Annotated in this window: 18 protein-coding genes; 4 read left to right on the top strand and 14 right to left on the bottom strand. The window is 65.5% G+C overall.

Going from position 1 to position 21,688, the window contains the following annotated elements:
• The first annotated feature begins 52 nt into the window (after positions 1-52).
• Positions 53-955, top strand: a complete 903-nt coding sequence (argF, locus tag MVF76_RS09695; RefSeq protein ID WP_297528610.1) for an ornithine carbamoyltransferase — start codon at positions 53-55, stop codon at positions 953-955.
• Between the two features lie 288 nt (positions 956-1,243).
• Here argF and phoU read toward each other — a convergent pair whose 3' ends face one another.
• From phoU to MVF76_RS09675, 4 genes are read right to left on the bottom strand one after another with little or no spacing between them, the layout of a single operon-like run.
• On the bottom strand, positions 1,244-1,966 hold the full coding sequence (gene phoU / locus MVF76_RS09690; protein WP_297528608.1) for a phosphate signaling complex protein PhoU: 723 nt from the start codon (positions 1,964-1,966) through the stop codon (positions 1,244-1,246).
• Positions 1,967-1,994: 28 nt separating this feature from the next.
• Complete coding sequence (gene pstB, locus MVF76_RS09685; RefSeq protein ID WP_297528607.1) at positions 1,995-2,834, bottom strand: phosphate ABC transporter ATP-binding protein PstB; 840 nt, start codon at positions 2,832-2,834, stop codon at positions 1,995-1,997.
• A gap of 25 nt (positions 2,835-2,859) precedes the next feature.
• Positions 2,860-4,527 (bottom strand): phosphate ABC transporter permease PstA, encoded by a 1,668-nt coding sequence (pstA, locus tag MVF76_RS09680; protein WP_297528606.1) that lies wholly within the window; start codon positions 4,525-4,527, stop codon positions 2,860-2,862.
• Positions 4,528-4,536: 9 nt separating this feature from the next.
• A complete protein-coding gene (locus MVF76_RS09675) occupies positions 4,537-6,819 on the bottom strand; it encodes an ABC transporter permease subunit (RefSeq protein ID WP_297528605.1) in 2,283 nt (760 codons plus the stop codon).
• Between the two features lie 186 nt (positions 6,820-7,005).
• Here MVF76_RS09675 and ppk1 point away from each other — a divergent pair, with 186 nt between their 5' ends.
• On the top strand, positions 7,006-9,084 hold the full coding sequence (gene ppk1 / locus MVF76_RS09670) for a polyphosphate kinase 1 (RefSeq protein WP_297528604.1): 2,079 nt from the start codon (positions 7,006-7,008) through the stop codon (positions 9,082-9,084).
• Positions 9,085-9,202: 118 nt separating this feature from the next.
• On the opposite strand, the gene MVF76_RS09665 is transcribed toward ppk1, so the two are convergent.
• Complete coding sequence (locus MVF76_RS09665; protein ID WP_317622959.1) at positions 9,203-10,705, bottom strand: Ppx/GppA phosphatase family protein; 1,503 nt, start codon at positions 10,703-10,705, stop codon at positions 9,203-9,205.
• 497 nt (positions 10,706-11,202) lie between these two features.
• On the opposite strand from MVF76_RS09665, the gene MVF76_RS09660 reads away from it, so the two are divergent.
• On the top strand, positions 11,203-11,520 hold the full coding sequence (locus MVF76_RS09660) for a PilZ domain-containing protein (protein WP_297528603.1): 318 nt from the start codon (positions 11,203-11,205) through the stop codon (positions 11,518-11,520).
• A gap of 424 nt (positions 11,521-11,944) precedes the next feature.
• Here the strand turns inward: MVF76_RS09660 and MVF76_RS09655 are convergent, their stop codons facing one another.
• From MVF76_RS09655 to MVF76_RS13000, 7 genes are all read right to left on the bottom strand, one after another.
• A complete protein-coding gene (locus tag MVF76_RS09655; protein WP_297528602.1) occupies positions 11,945-12,919 on the bottom strand; it encodes a PstS family phosphate ABC transporter substrate-binding protein in 975 nt (324 codons plus the stop codon).
• Between the two features lie 108 nt (positions 12,920-13,027).
• Positions 13,028-14,368, bottom strand: a complete 1,341-nt coding sequence (gene phoR / locus MVF76_RS09650; protein WP_297528601.1) for a phosphate regulon sensor histidine kinase PhoR — start codon at positions 14,366-14,368, stop codon at positions 13,028-13,030.
• A gap of 9 nt (positions 14,369-14,377) precedes the next feature.
• Positions 14,378-15,070 (bottom strand): phosphate regulon transcriptional regulator PhoB, encoded by a 693-nt coding sequence (gene phoB / locus MVF76_RS09645; RefSeq protein ID WP_297528600.1) that lies wholly within the window; start codon positions 15,068-15,070, stop codon positions 14,378-14,380.
• A gap of 140 nt (positions 15,071-15,210) precedes the next feature.
• Positions 15,211-15,615 carry a CBS domain-containing protein gene (locus MVF76_RS09640; protein ID WP_297528599.1) on the bottom strand — a complete coding sequence of 135 codons (405 nt, stop codon included), beginning with the start codon at positions 15,613-15,615 and terminating at the stop codon, positions 15,211-15,213.
• Complete coding sequence (locus MVF76_RS09635; RefSeq protein ID WP_297528598.1) at positions 15,612-15,962, bottom strand: P-II family nitrogen regulator; 351 nt, start codon at positions 15,960-15,962, stop codon at positions 15,612-15,614. The genes MVF76_RS09640 and MVF76_RS09635 overlap by 4 nt, the downstream gene beginning before the upstream one ends.
• 18 nt (positions 15,963-15,980) lie before the next feature.
• Positions 15,981-16,754, bottom strand: coding sequence for a DUF1538 domain-containing protein (locus MVF76_RS13005; protein ID WP_317622958.1), 774 nt, complete (start codon positions 16,752-16,754; stop codon positions 15,981-15,983).
• Complete coding sequence (locus MVF76_RS13000) at positions 16,751-17,455, bottom strand: DUF1538 domain-containing protein (protein WP_317622960.1); 705 nt, start codon at positions 17,453-17,455, stop codon at positions 16,751-16,753. The genes MVF76_RS13005 and MVF76_RS13000 overlap by 4 nt, the downstream gene beginning before the upstream one ends.
• Positions 17,456-17,584: 129 nt before the next feature.
• Here MVF76_RS13000 and MVF76_RS09625 point away from each other — a divergent pair, with 129 nt between their 5' ends.
• Positions 17,585-20,320 (top strand): cation-transporting P-type ATPase, encoded by a 2,736-nt coding sequence (locus MVF76_RS09625; RefSeq protein WP_297528597.1) that lies wholly within the window; start codon positions 17,585-17,587, stop codon positions 20,318-20,320.
• A 15-nt stretch (positions 20,321-20,335) separates the two neighbouring features.
• Here MVF76_RS09625 and MVF76_RS09620 read toward each other — a convergent pair whose 3' ends face one another.
• Both MVF76_RS09620 and MVF76_RS09615 read right to left on the bottom strand, forming a co-directional pair.
• Positions 20,336-20,917, bottom strand: a complete 582-nt coding sequence (locus tag MVF76_RS09620; protein ID WP_297528596.1) for a carboxymuconolactone decarboxylase family protein — start codon at positions 20,915-20,917, stop codon at positions 20,336-20,338.
• 101 nt (positions 20,918-21,018) lie between these two features.
• Positions 21,019-21,621 (bottom strand): TetR/AcrR family transcriptional regulator, encoded by a 603-nt coding sequence (locus tag MVF76_RS09615; RefSeq protein WP_297528595.1) that lies wholly within the window; start codon positions 21,619-21,621, stop codon positions 21,019-21,021.
• Positions 21,622-21,688 lie beyond the last annotated feature (67 nt).

Here is a 21,688-nt window from a genome sequence, read left to right as displayed (position 1 = left end):
TCGACGAAGTCGCCGCACTGGTACGCAGCTTCACCTCGGAAGGGGCCGCGGCGTGAGCGTGCGGCACTTCCTGACCCTGCTCGACCTGTCATCCGACGAGCTTCGTGCGCTGATCGCGCGCGCGATCGAGCTCAAGCGCCGGCATCAGGCGGGCGAACTCTACCAGCCCTTCAAGGGGAAGGTGCTGGCCATGATCTTCGAAAAGTCCTCGACCCGTACCCGGGTATCCTTCGAGGCCGGCATGGCCCAGCTCGGCGGCCATGCCCTGTTCCTGTCCCCGCGCGACACCCAGCTCGGGCGTGGCGAACCGCTGGAAGACACGGCGCGAGTACTGTCACGCATGGCCGACGCCATCATGATCCGCACCTTCGAGCACGAGAAGATCGAACGCTTTGCGGCCGTGTCGCGGGTGCCGGTCATCAATGCCCTGACCGACCGCTACCATCCCTGCCAGCTGCTGGCCGACGTGCAGACCTTCGTCGAGCACCGCGGCGACATCCAGGGCCGTACCGTGGCCTGGATCGGCGACGGCAACAACATGTGTCACTCCTACATCAATGCCGCCCGCCAGTTCGACTTCCGGCTGCACATTGCCTGTCCGGAAGGTTACGACCCCGCCCCCGATATCCTTGCCGCTGCCGGCGACCGGGTAGCGATCGTGCGCGATCCGCGCGAGGCCGCGACCGGTGCCGATCTGGTGACCACCGACGTCTGGGCGAGCATGGGACAGGAAGAGGAACAGGCGCAGCGCGAGCGCGCCTTTGCGGACTATCAGGTGACCGACGAAATCATGGAGTGCGCAGCAGCGGACGCCGTGTTCATGCACTGCCTGCCGGCCCATCGCGGGGAAGAGGTCGCCACCTCCGTCATCGACGGCCCGCGCAGCCTGGTCTGGGATCAGGCCGAGAACCGCTTGCATGCCCAGAAGGCACTGCTGGAATTCCTGCTCGGCTGATTGCCGGAGCACGGCACCAGGCCAGGGGCGGTTCCCTGTTCAACGGCCACTGCACCCACTGAACCCACGGAAACAACTGTTCGGCGCTAACCGCAGGGAAACGGACACGCGATCGACGGTTTCCGTGGGTCCGGTGGATACCGTGGCTATCATCATCTGGACGGCCACTGCACCCACTGCATCCACGGCAACGATCATTCGGCACTCACGGCAGGGAACCGGACAGGCCATTGACGGTTTCCGTGGATTCGGTGGATACCGTGGCTATCCGTCAAACCACGACATCCGTCAGTCCTTCCCCTCGTGCGCCTCGCGCTCCAGCTGCTCGAGGCTGGTGTGGCGCACATCCTTGCCCTTGACCAGATAGATCACGTACTCGCAGATGTTCCCGGCACGGTCGCCGATGCGTTCCAGCGCGCGCGCCGCCCACATGGCATCCAGCACGCTGGGAATGGCCCGCGAATCTTCCATCATCAGCGTGATCATCTGCCGCATCACGCCCTCGTACTCCTTGTCGATCTTGGCATCCTCGTGCCACACCTGAACCGCCAGCTCGGGATCCATGCGGGCAAAGGCATCCAGCGCGCCATGCAGCATCTTGCGCGAGAGGTCGCCCAGGTGCTCGAGCCGGTCATGATAGCGGTTGGCCACATCCTTGCTGGCAATGTGCTGTGCCATGCGCGCAATGCGCTCGGCCTCGTCGCCGATGCGCTCGAGATCGGTAATGGTCTTGATCACCGCCATGATCAGGCGCAGGTCACTCGCCGCCGGCTGGCGCCGGGCGAGAATGAAGTTGCATTCCTCGTCGATCGCGACTTCCAGGGCATTCACCTTGAAGTCATTGTTGATGACGATGTCGGCCATGCGCTCGTCGCCCTCGAGCAGCGCCACCATGGCATCGGCCACCTGCTGCTCGACCAGCCCTCCCATGGCCAGCACCTTGTTGCGAATATCTTCCAGCTCGGCGTTGTACTGCCGTGAGATGTGCTGACCGATGCTGTTCTTGTCCATGTCGTGCTCCTGGGATGCCCTGCCCGACTCAGCCGTAACGGCCGGTGATATAGTCTTCCGTCATCTTCTTCGCCGGGTTGGTGAAGATGGTGTTGGTATCGCCGTGCTCGATGAGCTCACCGAGGTACATGAAGGCAGTATAGTCCGAAACCCGCGCCGCCTGCTGCATGTTGTGGGTCACGATGACGATGGTGTAGTCGGACTTCAGCTCGTAGATCAGCTCCTCGATCTTCAGTGTGGAGATCGGATCCAGCGCCGAGGCCGGTTCGTCGAGCAGCAACACTTCGGGCTCTATGGCGATGGCACGGGCGATGACCAGGCGCTGCTGCTGACCACCGGACAGTCCCATGGCACTGTCGTGCAGACGATCCTTGACCTCGTCCCAGAGTGCAGCGCCGCGCAGCGAGCGCTCCACCACCTCGTCGAGGATGCGCCTGCTGTTCACGCCCTGCAGCCGCAGGCCGTAGGCGACATTCTCGTAGATGCTCTTGGGAAAGGGATTGGGCTTCTGGAATACCATGCCCACCCGACGCCGCAGATCGGCGACGTTGACACTCTTGTCATAGATGTCCTGACCGTCGAGCTCGATGGCGCCCTCGACCCGACAGCCATCGACCAGGTCGTTCATGCGATTGAAACACCGAAGCAGGGTGGACTTGCCGCAGCCACTGGGACCGATGAAGGCCGTCACCCGCTGCCGCGGAATGCGCATGTTGATCTTCTTCAGCGCCTGCTTCTCGCCATAGTAGAGATCCAGGTCGCGGACTTCCAGACAGATATCCTCGTGCTCCAGCCCCGGCGGCTGCATGGGACGGGACTCCAGGATGCTGGGATCCAATGCATGGGTGGGTGTGCCTTGTTCGCTCATGGGTGTCTTTACTCGCATCGGGCGCTCAGCCCTGGTCGAAGGACTTGTACTGTTCCCGCAAACGGTTGCGGATGGCGATCGCAGCCAGGTTCAGCACCACGATCACCACCACCAGCAGCAGCGCCGTGGCGTAGACCAGTGGCCGTGCGGCCTCCACGTTGGGGCTCTGGAACCCGACATCATAGATGTGGAAGCCCAGGTGCATGAACTTGCGGTCCAGATGCAGGAAGGGGAAGTTGCTGTCCAGCGGTAACGAGGGCGCCAGCTTGACCACACCGACCAGCATCAGCGGCGCCACCTCGCCGGCGGCGCGCGCTACGGCCAGGATCAGACCGGTCATCATGGCCGGGCTGGCCATGGGCAGGATGGTCCGCCACAGGGTCTCGGCCTTGGTTGCGCCCAGCGCGAGGCTGCCCTCGCGGATGGAGCGCGGAATGCGGGTCAGTCCTTCCTCGGTGGCCACGATCACCACCGGCAGGGTCAGCAGGGCCAGGGTCAGCGAGGCCCAGAGCAGGCCCGGCGTGCCGAAGGTGGGCGCCGGCAGGGCCTCGGGGAAAAACAGGGCATCGATATTGCCGCCCAGGAAATAGACGAAGAATCCCAGACCGAAAACGCCGTAGACGATGGACGGCACGCCGGCCAGATTGTTCACTGCAATGCGGATCAGCCGCGTCAACGGCCCCTGGGTGGCATACTCGCGCAAATAGACCGCGGCCACCACACCAAAGGGCGTGACCAGGATGGACATGATGAACACCATCATCACGGTGCCGAAGATGGCCGGGAAGATGCCACCCTCGGTATTGGCCTCGCGCGGCTCGTCGCTGACGAATTCCCAGAGCTTGGCCATGTAGAAACCAAGCTTGTCGCCAAGCCCCATGGCATTGGGCCGGTAGGCACGCACGATCTTGGCCAGCGGGATCTCGACCTGCTGGCCGGTCATCGCCTCGGCAATGAGACTGTCGCGCGCGATCTCGCCATGCAGCTCAGCGAGACGCGCCTGCAATGCCTGGTAACGCTGCTGCAATTCCGCGCGCTCCCGGTCCAGTTCGGCAAGGGCCTCGGGCGTGGCCCGCCCCTCGAGTTCAAGGCGACGCTGTTCCAGCCGCAGCCGTTCCATGCCATAGTTGATGTTACCGATATCGTCCTTCTCGATTTCTCGGATCTGCTCGTATAGGTCGTGGGCGCGCTCCAGGCGCGGCTGCAGCGCCTCCCAGGCCGTCTCGCCACTGGCAACCGTCTGGCCGGCTTCGCGCAGCTCGACCAGGTAACCATAGAAGTTGCCCCATTCATGGCGTTCCAGCGCCATCAGCCCGGGCGGGTTGCTGTCCTCGATCACCCGCGGCCGGATGAGCCAGCGGAAGTCGAAGCCGGTGACATCGCGGTTGCCGGTCTTGAGCAGGAAACGTTCGACAAGGTCCAGGTCACCCGGCACCTGCATGCCGGCGGCCTCCAGGTACGCACGGCTCACGGTCTCCCGTTCGGTGATCTCGCCGATAAGGCGGGTGACGGTGCCGTCATCGCCGCGGTACTGGATTTCATGGATGGCTGCCGGCCAGAAGTGCCCCATGCCGCGCACGGCGATCAATGCCAGCAGGCCCACCACCATGATGAGGCTGGCACTCACTGCCGCGGCATTGATCCAGATCCACGGGGAACCGCTGCTCAACCAGTGCCTGAAGCCGGCCTTCATATCGTTTCCCTACAGGCTCGCATACTTGCGCCGCAACCGCTGGCGGACCAGCTCGGCCACGGTGTTGAACAGGAAGGTGAACAGGAACAGCACCAGTGCCGCCAGGAACAGCACCCGGTAGTGGGTGCTGCCCACCTCCGACTCCGGCATTTCCACCGCAATGTTCGCAGACAGGGTGCGCATGCCCTGGAAAATGCTCCAGTCCATGACCGGCGTGTTGCCGGTGGCCATGAGCACGATCATGGTCTCGCCGACGGCACGCCCCAGACCGATCATAACCGCCGAGAATATGCCCGGGCTGGCGGTCAGGATGACCACCCGCACCAGCGTCTGCCAGGGCGTGGCGCCCAGTGCCAGAGAGCCGGTGGTCAACTGCTTGGGCACATTGAAGATGGCATCCTCGGCGATGGAAAAGATGGTCGGAATGACGGCGAAGCCCATGGCCAGGCCGACCACCAGCGAGTTGCGCTGGTCGAAGTCGATGCCCATGGTGTGCGTCAGCCACAGGCGCATGTCCCCGTCGAACAGCAGATTCTCGATGGGATGGGAGAGGGTAAAGGACAGCCAGCCGATCAGCACCAGCACCGGCACCAGCAACAACGCCTCCCAGCCATCGGGCACCCGATGGCGTACGCGTTCCGGCAGCCGCGTCCACAGGAAGGACACCAGCAGCACGCCCAGCGGCATCACCAGCAGCAGGGCAAAGATGCCCGGGAGGTACTTCTCGACCAGCGGCGCCAGCCACAGGCCGGCAAGAAAGCCCAGGATCACGGTGGGCAGGGCTTCCATGATCTCGATGGTGGGCTTGACCGCCCCGCGCATGCGCGGGGCCATGAAGTAGGCGGTATAGATGGCGCCCAGGATGGCCAGAGGCGCGCCGATCAGCATGGCATAAAAGGCCGCCTTGAGGGTGCCGAAGGACAGCGGCGTGAGGCTGAACTTGGGCTCGAAGTCGTTGCTGGCCGAGGACGACTGCCAGATATAGGCGGGCTCGTCATAACTTTCGTACCAGACCTTGCCCCACAACGAGGACCAGGAAATCTCCGGATGCTCGTTGTGCACGGCCCAGAAGTGCAACCGACCGTTGCCGTCCTCGGCCAGCCAGGCATTGGCGCGCGGCGCGATGGCAATGGCGGCAGGCCGGCCGTCGCTCACCTTTTCCCTGAGAATCAGGTTGTGCGCAGTGGCGTGGTAGATGGCCAGGTTGCCGTTGGAGTCCGCGGCCAGAAAGCCCTTGCGGGCATACTCGCTGGCAATGCCGACTATGGGCGCGGACTGCTCGTGGAACTCGCGGATACGCCGCAGCCGCTCCTGGCCTTCCTCGTCGCGCACCGCGAACCACTGGCTGATGCTGCCGTCCGAGGCGCCGGCCAGCAGCGAGATGCCCCCAGTGAGGAATCGCAGGGCGGTGAGGGTGGCGCCCTTGCGATCACCAAGCAGGCGCACTTCCTCGACGATGCGCGGGGATTCCTTGTCGGATATGTCGTAGTGCACCAGCCGGCCGGTGCCGTCGGCGACATGCAGCACCCACTGCTGGGGGTTGATCAGCAGGAAGCGGATGTCATCGAGTTGGCGCGGCAGCTCGGTGCGGGTCTCGACCAGCTCTACTTCATCGCCGAGGAAGGATTCTTCGCGGCGGATGTTGGTCAGCACCAGGCGGCCGTCGGCCGTGGCCCCGACCAGGGTCGACTCCTCGTCCAGTTCCAGGCCCAGCGCGGTGAGCGGCTGCCCTTCCGGATCCACCACCACCGGTTCCTCACCCAGCGGATACTCGAGTTCCGGGGTGATCAGCCGCCGGTCATCGGGGTAGCTCACCCGGTAGCGGTCCTTGACCACCAGGGCACGCCCGTCGGACAGGCCGTAGGCCACGGCGTGACTGTCGGGCCGCGCCACCGCAACGCTGGTGACGGACACACCCTCGGGCAGGGACAACCGGCGCTCGTCCAGCACGGCACCGGTATCGGTTCTGAAGAAGCTCACCCGGCCATCGCGGCCGTAGCGGACACCGATTTCCGCCTGTTCCTCCATGGCCAGGTGCACCACCGGCACCTCGGCCGAGGGCGCCGCATAGTCGGCCACCGGGCTCGCCTCGCCGGGCTCGAGCAGCGGCATCACTACGTAGAGGAGATAGAAGAAAATCAGCAGGATGGCGACGATCACGCCGATCCCGCCGGCGCTCACGCCATAACGGGCGAGCCAGTCCTTGAGCGTGCGCCAGCGCCATCGCCGGGCACGCGTCTCGGCGGGAATACGCTCCAGAACGGAGGGGCGGGAGGGGCCGGACTCACTCATGGCGCGTATGCTAGGCGCTCAATATGACAGTTGTGTGACAAGGCGCCCCGTATAGCCCGGCACCGCCGGCCGGCCCGCGACGGGACGTGTTCATGACGTTTCCGTGACATTTCCCTCGGAAGTCTGTCGGGCTGCGGCCGGTCGGGCATAATGGTCAGCAAATCGCCAACGTCACCACCAGCTCCCATGGATGCCATCAGCCTCACCAGCCCGGATCTCTACATCAACCGTGAACTCAGCCTGCTCGCCTTCAACCGGCGCGTGCTGGAACAGGCACGGGACCCGGACACACCCCTGCTGGAGCGCCTGAAGTTTCTCTGCATCTCCAGCACCAACCTGGACGAATTCTTCGAAATCCGCGTTGCCGGACTCAAGCAGAAGCTCGAATCCGGCTCGGTGGAAACGGGATCCGACGGCCTCACCCCGCAGGAGGCACTGGCCCAGATCAGCGCCGAGGCCCATGACCTGGTGGACCTCCAGTACCGGGTGCTCAACGACGAGCTGATTCCCGCGCTGGAGTCCGAGCAGATCCGCTTCCTACGCCGCAGCGACTGGAGCGAAACCCAGGCACAGTGGGTGCAGAAATACTTCAGCCAGGAACTGATGCCGGTGCTGAGTCCGCTGGGCCTGGATCCCGCGCACCCCTTCCCCCGCATTCTCAACAAGAGCCTGAACTTCATCGTGTCGCTGGAAGGCAAGGACGCCTTTGGCCGCTCCGGCGGCATAGCCATCGTCCAGGCCCCGCGTTCGCTGCCGCGCCTGATCCGCCTGCCCGAGAGCAGCGGCGCCGGCCCCTATGACTTTGTGTTCCTGTCCTCCGTCATCCACGCCCATGTCGACGAGCTCTTTCCCGGCATGAAGGTGACCGGCTGCTACCAGTTCCGGGTCACCCGCAACAGCGACCTGTTCGTCGACGAGGAAGAAATCGATGACCTGATGCGGGCCATGGAGGGCGAGCTGCTGTCCCGCCGTTACGGCGATGCGGTGCGCCTGGAGGTGGCCGACAACTGCAGCCGCAGAATGGCCGATTTCCTGCTCGCCCAGTTCGGGCTGACCGAGGCCGACCTGTACCAGGTCAACGGCCCGGTGAATCTCAACCGGCTCATCGCCATCGCCGATCTGGTGGAGCGGCCGGATCTCAAGTACCTGCCCTTCAAGCCCAGCCGGCCGACTGCGCTGCCGGCGGAACAGAACATCTTCGAGATCCTGCGCCGCCAGGACGTGCTGCTGCACCACCCCTTCGAGTCCTTCGCGCCGGTGCTCGATTTCCTGCGCCAGGCGGCCACCGACCCCCAGGTTCTGGCCATCAAGCAGACCCTCTACCGTACCGGCCCGGATTCCGCGGTGGTGGACGCCCTGGTTGCCGCCGCGCGCAACGGCAAGGAGGTCACGGTGGTGGTGGAATTGCGCGCGCGCTTTGACGAGGAGGCCAACATCCAGCTCGCAAACCGGCTGCAGGAAGCCGGCGCGCACGTGACCTATGGCGTGGTCGGCTACAAGACCCACGCCAAGATGATCCTCGTCACCCGCCGCGAGGGCCGGCGGCTGCGTCACTATGTGCACCTCGGCACCGGCAACTACCATGCCCGCACCGCGCGCCTGTATACCGACTATGGCCTGCTCACCGCCGACAAGGTCATCGGCGAAGACGTGCGCCGGATCTTCCAGCAGCTCACCAGCCTGGGCAAGGTCAAACCCCTGCGCAAGCTGCTGCAGTCACCCTTCACCCTGCACAAGGCACTGATGGAAAAAATCGAGCGCGAGGCTGCGTTTGCACGCCAGGGCAAGCGCGCCCGCATCATCGCCAAGATGAATGCACTGATCGAACCGCAGATCATCCAGGCCCTGTATGCCGCCTCGCAGGCAGGCGTGCGCATCGACCTCATCGTCCGCGGCGTCTGCTGCCTGCGCCCCGGCGTGCCCGGCGTGTCCGAACGCATCCAGGTGCGTTCCATCGTCGGGCGCTTCCTCGAACACACGCGTGTCTTCCACTTCCGCAACGACGGCAATGAGGAGCTGTGGCTGTCCAGCGCGGACTGGATGGACCGCAACTTCTTCCGACGCGTGGAAACCTGTTTTCCGGTGGAAGACCCCACCCTGCGCAAGCAGATCATGAAGGAAGGGCTGGAACTCTATCTGGCCGACAACACCCAGGCCTGGGTGCTGCATCGCGATGGCCACTATCGGCGACAGCGTCCGCGCGGCAGGCAGAAACCGCGCTGCGCCCAGTGCGAGCTGCTGGAACTGCGCGCCCGCCCGGGCTGAGGAGACAAGCCAGCGAACGCGGCGGAAGACACCCTCCCAGGCCCTGGTTCAACACAAGCTGCACCCGGCTTTCGCGGCGCCCTATGTGCCTCTGCGTTGCGCCCGCAACCGTGGCATTTCACTCGAAATCGAGCCGCCAGCCGATCGCCCCGAGGTAGCGCCGCTCGGCTTCCAGATCGGCACGGGTCAGCGGGTGATGCTCGAGAAAGCCCTTGCCGAAGCGCAGCGTCAGCCCCCGCGGGCCATCGGCTCGCGCGTGCAGGATTTCCGGTGTGCGACTGGAGCGGCCACGCTGGATCAGCGCCGCCAGCCGCAGCAGCACGGCCAGCGACTCCGCGACCTCGCGCACGCCCCTGGGCAGGCCCTCGAAAACGGCGCGGGGAAACTTGCGCCTGTGACTGCGGACCAGTGCGGCCAGCATTTTCTGTTCGGTCAGCGAAAAGCCGGCCATATCGGAGTGCTCGACCAGGTAGGCACCGTGCTTGTGATACTGGCCATGCGCCACCACCAGACCGATTTCGTGCAGCCGCGCGGCCCAGTCCAGCACCGGTCGCCAGATGCCCACGTCCAGCTTCCAGTCCGGCGCGAGCTGGTCGAACAGGCGCAGGGCCACGCGCGCGACGCGCTGCGCCTGCGCCGTGTCGCAGCGGAAGCGCTCGATCATGCGCTCGACGCTGTGCTCGCGGATATCGGCATGGTGCAGGCGGCCGACCAGGTCGAACAGTATGCCCTCGCGAAGCGCGCCGGACGACACCTGCATGCGCTCGATTTCGAGCAGGTCGAAAACGGCACTGAGGATGGCAACTCCGCCCGGCAGCACCGGCCGCCGCTCGTCGCTCAGCGACTTGAGCGAAACCTTCGCCATGTCGCCGGCCGCGATCAGCGCCTTGCGCAGCTTCTTCAGCCCTCCGGGGGTAATGCCCTGGTCGGACCAGCCCTCGGCCAGCAGGATCTGCCTGACCGCCTTGATGGTACCCGAGGCCCCGACCGCCCCTTCCCAGCCCCGGCGCAGAAAACGCCGGCGTATGGGTTCCACTTCGAGCTGGGCGGCCAGGATGGCGCGGCGCATGGCCGGCTTGTCCACGCGGCCATCGGCAAAGAAGCGCTGGCTCATGGACACGCAACCCATGTACAGGCTCTCCAGCTCCTGGGCCTGGTCGCCGCTGCCGATGATGAGTTCGGTGCTGCCCCCGCCGATGTCCATCACCAGCCGCCGCTCGCGTGCCGCCGCCTCCAGGCTGCGGGCCACGCCCAGATAGATCAGGCGCGCCTCCTCGACGCCGGAGATGATCTCGACCGGATGCCCCAGCGCCTCCCGTGCTGCCTCCAGAAAACCGGGCGAGCGGGCCTTGCGCAGGGTGTTGGTACCGACCGCCCGCACCGCCCCCGTCGGCAGTTCCCGTAGCCGCTGGCCGAAGCGCGCCAGACAGTCCAGGGCACGCGCACGGGCTTCTTCGGACAGGCGGTTGTCGGGCAACAGGCCCTGCGCCAGGCGCACATGCTCGCGCAGCCGGTCGATGACCTCCAGCCGGCCATCGCGCAGACGGGCGACGATCATGTGGAAACTGTTGGAACCGAGATCGACGGCGGCGATCTCGTCGAACACAGGGGCATCCAGCACCGGGCAGCCTCTCGAAAAGCGATGGGAACCGGCCTTTCGGCCGTGCCGCGACTATACCAACCGACTGCCGGCCTTGGAACGCGATGGCGTCCTGGAAGCGATGCCCGCAGGGACTATAGTAGAAACAGGGGCCGGACGGATAGCCCGCATATTGTACCAGGGCGGTAGCGGGCGGCGGGCAACTTGTTGTCCTGGCGGGCAATGGATCGGGTTGTTTGCCCATGGCCCGGAGTACGATTTGTGCCCGCCCGCATCCTGCTGCGGCCCTGGCGGATTTTTTTCGCTCGGCCTCGGGGGCGCTTCACTCAAGCCGTAGCGACGGCTGCGGCTTGAGCGCCAGCCCTCCCCGAGCCCGGCTGCAAATCCGCCATCATCCGCAGCCCCTGGTGCAATATGCGGGCTAGTCGGTGAGGGGACAGGAAGACTGGCACCATTCTTGCTGGATTTCTTCCTGCTGACGAAAAACCGGCAAAGGGAAATGCCGAGGGAGGAATACCATGGCAATCGAACACCGTTGGAGCGAACGCAAGCCGATCGAGATGGAGGTCGCGCTGCACTACGACCCGGTGGGCACCATCCACGGCCGCACGCGCGATGTCAGTCTGGAAGGCATGTTCGTGCGCACCCAGGGGGTCGAACTGCCTGTCAACGCCGAACTGGAGGTCATTTTCGTGACCCGGAAGAACGGCAAGCCCAGGGAACACCATCTGCCCGCCTATGTGGTACACGGTAACAGCACCGGGGTCGGGCTGATGCTGCGCCACATCGACTATGGCGACTTCTACGCCCTGCGCCACATGCTGAGCGCGGCCTGAGAACTGCACGACCACCCGCCGAGCCGACCCGGTTGCGGGCCAACGATGCTGCGCCCATACAAGAACGGCCCCGCTCGCGCGGGGCCGTCCCTGTCGCCGAAACCGGCGCCTGCTACTGTAGCTTGGCCAGTTCCTTTTGGGTCACCGAAGCCGGCAGCGGGATATAGCCATCCTTGACCCCCACCTTCTGACCTGTCTTCGACAACACCAGACTTGGTAGGATGGGCAAAGGCCCGAAGGGCCGTGCCCATCATGACGGTCACGGGATGCTGATGGGCACGTCGCTGCGTTCCTTTGCCCATCCTACGAATTCACAGGACTTCCATGTTCAGACAATTGTGAGACGACTAATAACTGTCCTGCGCCAAAACGGAAAACGGCCCCGCAGAAGCGGGGCCGTCGATTGCGAGAATACTGTGCCCTGCTACTGCAGCTTGGCCAGTTCCTTTTGGGCCACCGAAGCCGGCAGCGGGATATAGCCATCCTTGACCACCACCTTCTGACCGGTCTTCGACAGCACCAGTTTCAGGAACTCGCGCTCCAGCGGTGGCAGCGGCTTGTTGGGGTGCTTGTTGACATAGATGTACAGGAAACGGGCCAGGGGAAACTTGCCCTTGATGGCGTTCTCGCCGGTGGCTTCCACAAAGGGCTGACCTTCCTTCTTCGCCAGTGGCACGGCACGTACTCCCGAGGTCTTGTAGCCGATGCCGGAGTAGCCGATACCGTTCAGTGAGCTGGATACCGACTGCACCACCGAGGCCGAACCCGGCTGCTCGTTGACGTTGTTCTTGAAATCACCCTTGCACAGCGCCTTCTTCTTGAAGTAACCATAGGTCCCGGAAACCGAGTTGCGCCCATAGAGCTGAATCGGGCGATTCTCCCAGGCACCGCTCAGGCCAAGCTGTCCCCAGCGGGTGATGTCTTCCGGGTAGCCGCACTTGCGGGTGGAGGAAAAGATGGCATCGACCTGGGGAATGGTCAGCCCCTTGATCGGGTTGTCCTTGTGCACATAGACGGCCAGCGCATCGATGGCCACGCGGATCGCAGTGGGCTTGTAACCGAACTTCTTCTCGAAGGCGGCAATTTCCTTGTCCTTCATCTTGCGACTCATGGGGCCGAGATTGGACGTGCCCTCGGTGAGCGCGGGCGGCGCGGTAGAGGAACCGGCAGCCTGAATCTGGATGTTGACGTTGGGATAGACGCGCTTGAACTCCTCCGCCCACAACGTCATCAGGTTGGCCAGCGTATCCGACCCCACCGAGGACAGGTTGCCGGACACGCCACTGGCCTTGCTGTAGTCGGGGAGCGCCGGATCGACATCGACTCCGGCAGCGGCCTGCTGGGCCATGAAACCGGCCGTAGCCATGCCCAGAGCCAGCATCAGCTTCTTCATTGCCATTTCGGATCTCCTTGCTTTTGGATAAGGTCCGCCGCAGGCGGTTTGTCATGCTGGCGCCATTGTGTGCAGCGCCGATGACATGGAAATGAACGAAATGTGACAGTTCGGTTACAGCCGCGCCCGCTCCGGGGGCTCGGACCCGGCGGCATCGGACGGCTCGATCTCGAGCCGGCGCTCGGCCGGGAAACAGGCACGAAAGGTACTGCCCTCGCCGACCCGGCTGTCGATCTCCAGCCGGCCGCCATGGCGCAGCAGCACGTGCTTGACGATGGCCAGCCCCAGGCCGGTCCCGCCACTGGAGCGGCTGCGACCCACGTCGACCCGGTAGAAGCGCTCGGTCAGCCGCGGGATGTGCTGGGCGGCAATGCCGATGCCGGTATCCCGCACCTCGAAGCAGGGCTCGCCCTCGCGCCGGAACCAGCGCACCTCGATACGCCCGCCAGCAGGGGTGTAGCGCACGGCGTTGAACACCAGGTTCGAAAACAGGCTGCGCAGTTCGCCATCGTTGCCACGCAGCCAGAGCCGCGGATCGACATCCAGCCGGATGTCGTGGTTGTCCTCGCCGCTGAGGCGGCGGGCATCCTCACAGATGGCGGCCAGTTGACTGGGGACACTGACCGCTTCCTGCCCTGCCTCCTTCTGCTCGGTCTCCAGCCGGGACAACATCAGCAGGTCTTCGACGATGCGCTCCATGCGCTCGGTCTGCTGGCGCATGACGCCCAGGGTCCGGCGCCACTGCGGGTCGAGTCGCTCGCTGTCCTCCTCCAGCGTTTCCAGATAACCCGATACCACGGTCAGGGGCGTACGCAGCTCATGCGAGACATTGGCCACGAAGTCCTGGCGCATCTGCTCCAGTTTCTGAAGCCGGGTGATGTCGCGGGCGACCACCAGGCGCTGGCTCTTGCCGTAGGGCACGATGCGTACCGAGATCACCTTCCGCTCGTCCCGGGGCGAGGGAATGATGACCGGTGCCTCGTAGTCACCGGCACGCAGATACCGCACGAAATCCGGGTGGCGCAGCAGATTGCCGATGCGCTGACCCACGTCACGCGGGAACTGGAAGGCGAACAGCTCGCCGGCAGCATCGTTCCACCACTCGATTTCCTCGTCGGCATTGAGCACCACGGTGGCGTCCGGCATGGCCGAAGTGGCTTCCTGAAAGCGATTGAGCATCTTGCCCAGCTTGCGCTTGCGCTTGCGGTTGCGCTGCTGCAGGCGGTAGATACGCTGGAATACCTCGCCCCATACACCGCTGGATTCGGGGGGATGAAAGCGCTTGCCGTCACGCAGCCAGTGAAACAGCCGGAACAGGTTGCCCAGATGCCAGCCCAGATAGCCCAGCACGCCCATGGCAAACCCCCAGCCCGCCGAACCGAGCAGGGCGCCGACAGCCGAGGTGACGGCTACCGTCACGGCAAAGCGCCATGCCTCGTCGGCCCAGGGATTCATTGCAAAGGCTCAGACCTGTCTGGAAAAGCGATAACCTGCTCCCCGCACCGTCTGGATCAGACGATCATGTCCGTGCGGGGCCAGGGCCTTGCGCAAGCGGCGGATGTGCACATCCACGGTGCGCTCCTCGACGTAGACGTTACGCCCCCAGACGCTGTCGAGCAACCGGGAGCGGCTGAACACCCGTTCCGGATGGGCCATGAAGAAGTGCAGCAGCCGAAACTCCGTCGGCCCCATCTCCAGCGGCTCGCCGTGGGCGCTGACCCGGTGCCCGACCGGATCCAGGATCAGGCCCTCGATTTCGATCGGCCGCTCGCCACCCTCGCCCCGCACCCGCCGCAGCACGGCGCGGATGCGGGCCACCAGTTCGCGCGGGGAGAAGGGCTTGGTGATGTAGTCGTCCGCGCCGACCTCCAGGCCGCGGATCTTGTCCTCCTCCTCGCCGCGCGCGGTGAGCATGATGACCGGAATGTCACGCGTCAGCTCGTCCTTGCGCAGGCGCCGGGCGAGGTCGATGCCGCTCAGGTCCGGGAGCATCCAGTCGAGCAGGATCAGGTCCGGCGGCTGGTCGGCGATGGCAACCTGGGCGGCGGCCGCATCGCCGGCCTCGCGGGTCTCGAACTCGGCGCGCTCCAGCGCGAAACGCACCATGTCGCGAATGGCGGCTTCGTCCTCGACGATCAGGATGGTGGCAGCAGTCATGGTCCAGAGGTCCGGTTGTCACATTGCCGACATTAGACCGCGCCATTATGACAGACGGATGACGGAGGCGAGACCGCCCGCCCTGGTGCAATATGCGGGTCAACGGCCCCTTTTCGACGCTCAGTCAGTCGGTTACGGACCTATATCCGCTGGCAAAGCCCCTTCAGTACCAAGTCGGTGAAACTGACGATCCCGATCACCTGGCCGCTCTCGATTACCGGTGCGCGCGACAGCCCGAAACGCTCGAACAGGCGCGCGCAGTAGCGGATGTCCATGTCCGGGTCCACGGACACCACCGGCTTGGCCATGATCTCGTAGACGTTCACCCGTTCCGGCGAGCGATCCTTGGCCAGTACGTGGCGGGCCACGTCCGAAATCAGCACCATGCCGAACTCGTCATCCTCGTGGCGCTTGCTGACCATCAGCGCCTTCTGTTCCACGTGTTTCATGGTGCGCAGGGCCTCGGCCACGGTGGTCATGCCGTCGACCATGTCGAAATCGGGCTTCATCACTTCGCGTACCCGCACGATGGTTCGCTCGCTCATAGCTTTTCCTCCACCACTTCGCTCAGCCGCTCTATCTGGTGCGACACACCCACCGCATCCTCGACGTCGATCTGGAAGGCGATACCAGTACCCGGCCGCGCATCGAACTCGCCGACCTCGGCGATGCGTTCGAGGATCTCCCGGCTGAGATGCTCCTCGACCAGAAACAGCAGCACGTCGCGCTGGGTTTCCAGGCTCAGGCCGAAGAAGGTGCGCGCCTTTTCCAGTCCTTCGCCGCGCGCATTGCTGATGACGGTGGCACCGGTTGCCCCAGCCTCGCGCGCGGCCTCCATGACAGTATCGGTCTTGTCGTCCTCCACCAGTGAAATGATGAGTTTGAATCGCATGGTCCGCTCCCCGTCGTTTCAGTTCCCTGCATGCCCGTTGCGCCTTGCCCGCCAGGCACTCAACTGGGCATAGCCCATCACGCTCATGATCGGAAACAGGCTGGCGAAGGCAATCAGCCCGAATCCGTCCAGCAGCGGGCTGCGGTCCGGCACCGTGCCCGCCAGCCCCAGGCCCAGCGCAGCCACCAACGGCACCGTGACCGTGGAAGTGGTCACTCCTCCCGAATCATAGGCCAGTGGCACGATCATGCGCGGCGCATACGCCGTCTGCACGATGACCACCACGTAGCCGGCGATGATGTACCAGTGCAGCGGCGTGCCGGTAACGATGCGGAAGGTGCCCAGCGCAATGCCGATGGCCACGCCCAGCGCCACCGCCACCCGCAGTCCCCAGACACTGATGGCACCGCCCGACACTTCCTCCGCCTTGAGCGCCACCGCGATCAGCGAGGGTTCGGCGATGGTGGTGGAAAACCCGATGGCAAAGGCAAACAGGTACACCCAGTAGTAGTCGACCCAGCGCACTCCGGCCAGCGCCTCGCTGGCGGAATCGAACAGGAAGGCGGGATCGGTGAGTTGGCGCGCCATCAGCTTGCCCAGGGGGAACAGGGCCTGTTCCAGCCCCTCCAGAAACAGGGCCAGCCCGAGCAACACGTAGACGAAGCCCAGCAGCACCCGGCGCAGGTTCGGAATACCGCGCCGCAGCACGAAGATCTGGAAGCCGAACAGCACTACCGCGATCGGCACCACGTCGCGCAGCGTCTGCAGCAGCACGTCCGTCAGGCTGCTCATCCGACCAGCATCCCGTAACCCATGACGAAGATCATCGGTGTCAGCGAGGCCAGCGCGATCAGACCAAAGCCGTCGATCATGGGATTGCGGCCCTTGATGGACATGGCCAGGCCGACGCCCAGGGCAGTGACCAGTGGCACCGTGATGGTCGAGGTGGTCACCCCACCCGAGTCATAGGCAATGCCGATGATCTCCCGTGGCGCGAACAGGGTCATCACCACCACACCGACATAGCCGCCCATGATCAGGTGGTGCAGCGGCCAGCCGCGGAGGATGCGCAGCACCCCCAGGACGATGGCACCACCGACCGACAGCGCCACCGTCAGCCGCAGCCCCAGGGCATAGTCGGCCCGCGCCTCCGGAAGATCGGCGATGACCCCGCCGTCGGCGGCCACTTCAGCGGCCTCGTCGGCCACCGCGATCAGTGCCGGTTCGGCGACCGTGGTACCGAAACCGAGGGCAAAGGCAAACAGCAACAGCCAGCTCACGCTGCCCTTGCGCGCGAAGGCATGGGCCATGCTCTCGCCGATGGGGAACAGGCCCAGCTCCAGCCCCTGCACGAACAGGGTGAGCCCGATAATGACCAGCAGCGCGCCGCCGAGCAGCCCCCAGACATCCGGCAAGGGCTGACGCAGGACCAGCAGCTGGAACACCGCAATGACGATGAAGATGGGTGCCAGGTCACGGACGCTGTCCCCCATGCTCCGCAGCAGCCCCTGCAGCAGCTTGATCACACCACCCCCGTTCCGGCCATCCGCGACGGCCCCTGTGAAAGGGTACCCGACAATGCTAGCTTGGAGACATTATCGTTCGCCACAGGCACTCCGAACATGACCCAGATCAGTTCGCCGCAACAGGCACCGGCCCGGCCGGCCTGGCACGCCCTGCCGGTGGAGGCAGTCCTCCAGCGACTCGGCGTGACCGAGCGCGGCCTGGATTCGGAGGCCGCCCGGGCGCGACTGGCGGAATACGGCCCCAACCGCCTGCGGCCGCCACAGCGGCGCAGCCCCTGGCGCCGGCTGCTGGCCCAGTTCAACAACGTACTCATCCACATCCTGCTGATCGCCGGTGTCATCACCGCGCTGCTCGAATACTGGATCGACGCGGCTGTCATCCTTGGCGTGGTCGTCATCAATGCCCTGATCGGCTTCATCCAGGAAGGCAAGGCCGAGCAGGCCATGGAAGCCATCCGCGGCATGCTCTCGCCACGCGCCTCGGTGCTGCGCGACGGCCACTTTCACAGCCTGCCCGCCGAGGCACTGGTGCCCGGCGACATCGTCCAGCTCGCTGCCGGGGACCGGGTCCCGGCCGACCTGCGCCTGCTCCGCGCACGCGACCTGCGCATCGAGGAGGCGGCGCTGACCGGGGAGTCGGTCGCCGTGGAGAAGCGCACGGACCCGGTGATGGCCGGTGCGGCCCTGGGCGACCGCTTCAGCATGGCCTATTCCGGCACCCTGGTCACCACCGGCCAGGGCATCGGCGTGGTGGTGGCCACCGGCGATGACACCGAGATCGGCCGCATCAGCAATCTGTTGGCCGAGGTGCAGACCCTGACCACGCCCCTGCTGGAGCAGATCGCCCGCTTCGGTCGCATCCTCACCATGGCCATCCTCGCCATCGCCGCGATCACCTTCGCCATCGGCACCCTGCTCCATGGCCAGCCCCTGGACGAAATGTTCCTGGCCGCGGTGGCGCTGGCAGTGGCCGCCATCCCCGAGGGTCTGCCGGCCATCATCACCGTCACCCTCGCGATCGGCGTGCAGCGCATGGCAGGCCGCAATGTCATCATCCGCAGGCTGCCGGCCGTGGAGACGCTGGGCTCGGTGAGCGTCATCTGCTCGGACAAGACCGGCACCCTGACCCGCAACGAGATGGCCGTGCAGGCCATCGAGACCCCGGCGGCCAGCTACCGCGTCACCGGCGTCGGCTATGAGCCCCACGGCGGCTTCGAGACCGCCGACGGGCCGGTCGACCCCGATGCCCGCCCCGACCTGCGCGAACTGATTCGCGCCGGCCTGCTTTGCAACGATGCCAGCCTCGTCCATTCGGCGCGGGGCTGGGAGTGGCAGGGCGATCCCATGGAGGTGGCGCTGCTGACCGCTGCCTGGAAGGCAGAACTGGATCCGCCACGCGAAACCGAGGCCCTGCCCCGCGTCGACCTGATCCCCTTCGATTCCAGCCACCGCTTCATGGCCACCCTGCACCACGATCACGAAGGCCATGGCTACATCTTCGTCAAGGGGGCGCCCGAGGCCGTGCTGTCGCGCTGCAGCAGCCTGTACGGGCGCGATGCGCCCCTCGACCGCGCCCACTGGGAGGCGCGCGTGCACCAGATGGCACGCAGCGGCTACCGGGTGCTGGCCTTGGCCTGGCGACCGGCCAATCCCGACCAGGCCACACTCGATTTCGACGACGTCGATGGCGATCTGCAGCTGCTGGGCCTGGTCGGCTTCATCGACCCGCCGCGCGAGGAAGCCGTCGCGGCCGTGGCCGAATGCCGAAATGCCGGCATCCGGGTCAAGATGATCACCGGCGACCACGCGGTCACCGCAGCCGCGGTGGGCGCCCAGCTCGGCATCGGCGACGGCGAACGCGCGGTCAGCGGCGAGCAAATCGAGCACATGGACCGGGCGCAACTGCGCAGCGTGGTACTGGCGACCGACGTGTTCGCGCGTGCCAGCCCTGAGCACAAGCTGCGGCTGGTGGAGGCTCTGCAGGCCGAGGATCAGGTCACGGCCATGACGGGTGACGGCGTGAACGACGCGCCGGCGCTCAAGCGCGCCGACGTTGGGGTCGCCATGGGCATCAAGGGCACCGAGGCCGCCAAGGAGGCCGCCGAGATGGTACTCACCGACGACAACTTTGCTTCCATCGTCGCCGGCGTCGAGGAAGGCCGCACCGTCTACGACAACATAAAGAAGGCCATCCTGTTCATCCTGCCGACCAACGGCGCGGAGGCGCTGGTGGTCATCATCGCCATCGCCCTGGGCCGGCTGCTGCCCATGTCGCCGGTGCAGATCCTGTGGGTGAACATGATCACCGCCGTGACCCTGGCCATCGCGCTGGCCTTCGAGCCGCCCGAGCCCGACATCATGAAACGGCCCCCGCGCCCGCGCCAGGAACCGCTGCTCTCCGGCTTCCTGATCTGGCGCATCCTGTTCGTGTCCGGGCTGCTGGTGATCTACTGCTATGGCCTGTTTCTGTGGCACCGCGAAGCGGGCGCCTCCATCGAGCAGGCGCGCACTGTGGCCGTCAACGCCCTAGTCGGCGGCGAGATCGTCTATCTCTTCAACGCCCGCTTCCTCACCGCCTCCAGCCTGAACCTCCGGGGTCTGTTCGGCAGCCGCCCGGCGCTGATCGCCGCCCTGCTGGTGAGCCTGTTCCAGCTCGCCTTCACCTATCTGCCGCCGCTCCAGAAACTGTTCGGCACCGTGGCCCTGGGCCTCGCCGACTGGCTCCCCATCCTCGCCGGCGGGGTGCTGGTGTATTTGCTGGTGGAGCTGGAAAAGGCGCTGCTGCGACGCCGCCGGCGCCCGCTGCAGGGGGCGGGTGCGGGTCCTCGCTGACCCGCACCCGCGGCTTCAGGCGAGCGCGCCCTGGTGCTCGACCTTGAAGGTCCGCAGCACCAGGTTGAAGGCGCGGTTGCTGGCCGCCTGGGCCACCGCATCGAAGAGCTCGCGGTCGCCCCAGCCCTGCGCCCGCAGCGCATCCAGATCATCGGCGGTGACGGTCTCGGGCTCGGTCACCGCCCGCAGCGCCAGTGCGAGCAGGGCGCGCTCACGGGCCTCCAGCGGCGCCCGTTCCGGATCATCACGCGCGGCGCGCACCGCCTCCAGGGAATGGCCCATGCGTTCCAGCAGGGCCTCGTTGAAGTCCACGCAGAACCGGCAGCCGCTGTCCCAGGACACCAGATAGCGGATCATGGCCGTGAGCGCAGGCGACAGCGCCGTGCCGCCCTCGTTGAAGTAGGCGACGTTGCCCAGGAAGGCCTCCAGCAGGGGCGGGCTCAGGCTGTAGAGCTTGAGCCCGTCGGGCACGAAGCCGAGCCGGGACTCGACAGCCTCAAAGAGGCGCGCCACCTGTTCCCGGTCCGCGGCGGGCGGCTGCGGCCGGATCAGGGGCTGTTCGGAAACGGAAGGGGTATCGGGGGATTGCTGATGCATGATGGCGTTCTCCTTGTCATGTCTCCGGATAACGAGTTGACTGGTCGGTCAAACTATGGACGGGCTCAGGGATCGGACAGGCACATGGCGACCTCCTTCTGTCAGCGAGCGAGCGGGATACGGATCTGCGTCATGGCCGGCAGCAACTCGCGCAGCACGGCCGGATCGTTGCGCGTCTTGGCCAGCAGCATCAGGCCTTCGAAATAGGCAAACATGGCCGCGGCCGTGGCCTCGACATCCAGAGGCGGAAAATCGCCGCGCTCGATGCCGTCGCGCAGGGCGTCACGGACATAGCCCTGCAGGCGGGAAAACACGGTCTCGATGCGACCGCGGATGGTCTGGTCGCTGGTGGCCATCTCGGTGGCGAGGTTGCCAAAGGGGCAGCCGAGCACGTGGCCGGTCTCGCGATGGATCATCTCCTGGCGGGCGATGGCGAGCGCGACCAGGCGCTCGAAGCGCTCCGGTGGGGGCAGATCGCTGTGGAAGGCCTCGCGAATCAGGCTGTCCCGGAAATCGGAGAAGAAGTGGTCGATGACCGCCAGGGTCAGTGCCTGCTTGCTTTTGAAGAAGTGGTAGAAGCTGCCCTTCTTCACCCCGGCGCGATCGCAGATGGCCTGCACGCCTACGTCGGCGTAGCTGCTGGCGTAGATGAGGTCCCGGGCGGCCTCGAGGATGCGGGTCCGGGTGTCAGACTGGGCAGACATGCCCCCAGTATGCTTGACCGATCGGTCAAGTCAAGTCCGGCTGGGCGCCAGCGGCGCTGTGGGGTAC

This window comes from Thiohalobacter sp. (assembly GCF_027000115.1).
Taxonomy (GTDB): domain Bacteria; phylum Pseudomonadota; class Gammaproteobacteria; order Thiohalobacterales; family Thiohalobacteraceae; genus JALTON01.
This window is presented reverse-complemented; position numbering and strand designations above follow the sequence as displayed.

Excerpts from the sequence above, each read along its gene's own strand:
- MVF76_RS09615 (WP_297528595.1), bottom strand. The coding sequence starts at position 21,621 with ATGTCTGCCCAGTCTGACACCCGGACCCGCATCCTCGAGGCCGCCCGG.
- MVF76_RS09625 (WP_297528597.1), top strand. The coding sequence starts at position 17,585 with ATGACCCAGATCAGTTCGCCGCAACAGGCACCGGCCCGGCCGGCCTGG.
- phoR (WP_297528601.1), bottom strand. The coding sequence starts at position 14,368 with ATGAATCCCTGGGCCGACGAGGCATGGCGCTTTGCCGTGACGGTAGCC.
- MVF76_RS13005 (WP_317622958.1), bottom strand. The coding sequence starts at position 16,754 with ATGAGCAGCCTGACGGACGTGCTGCTGCAGACGCTGCGCGACGTGGTG.
- MVF76_RS13000 (WP_317622960.1), bottom strand. The coding sequence starts at position 17,455 with ATGGGGGACAGCGTCCGTGACCTGGCACCCATCTTCATCGTCATTGCG.
- phoB (WP_297528600.1), bottom strand. The coding sequence starts at position 15,070 with ATGACTGCTGCCACCATCCTGATCGTCGAGGACGAAGCCGCCATTCGC.
- phoU (WP_297528608.1), bottom strand. The coding sequence starts at position 1,966 with ATGGACAAGAACAGCATCGGTCAGCACATCTCACGGCAGTACAACGCC.
- ppk1 (WP_297528604.1), top strand. The coding sequence starts at position 7,006 with ATGGATGCCATCAGCCTCACCAGCCCGGATCTCTACATCAACCGTGAA.
- MVF76_RS09675 (WP_297528605.1), bottom strand. The coding sequence starts at position 6,819 with ATGAGTGAGTCCGGCCCCTCCCGCCCCTCCGTTCTGGAGCGTATTCCC.
- MVF76_RS09640 (WP_297528599.1), bottom strand. The coding sequence starts at position 15,615 with ATGAGCGAGCGAACCATCGTGCGGGTACGCGAAGTGATGAAGCCCGAT.
- MVF76_RS09655 (WP_297528602.1), bottom strand. The coding sequence starts at position 12,919 with ATGGCAATGAAGAAGCTGATGCTGGCTCTGGGCATGGCTACGGCCGGT.
- MVF76_RS09635 (WP_297528598.1), bottom strand. The coding sequence starts at position 15,962 with ATGCGATTCAAACTCATCATTTCACTGGTGGAGGACGACAAGACCGAT.
- pstA (WP_297528606.1), bottom strand. The coding sequence starts at position 4,527 with ATGAAGGCCGGCTTCAGGCACTGGTTGAGCAGCGGTTCCCCGTGGATC.
- MVF76_RS09620 (WP_297528596.1), bottom strand. The coding sequence starts at position 20,917 with ATGCATCAGCAATCCCCCGATACCCCTTCCGTTTCCGAACAGCCCCTG.
- MVF76_RS09660 (WP_297528603.1), top strand. The coding sequence starts at position 11,203 with ATGGCAATCGAACACCGTTGGAGCGAACGCAAGCCGATCGAGATGGAG.
- pstB (WP_297528607.1), bottom strand. The coding sequence starts at position 2,834 with ATGAGCGAACAAGGCACACCCACCCATGCATTGGATCCCAGCATCCTG.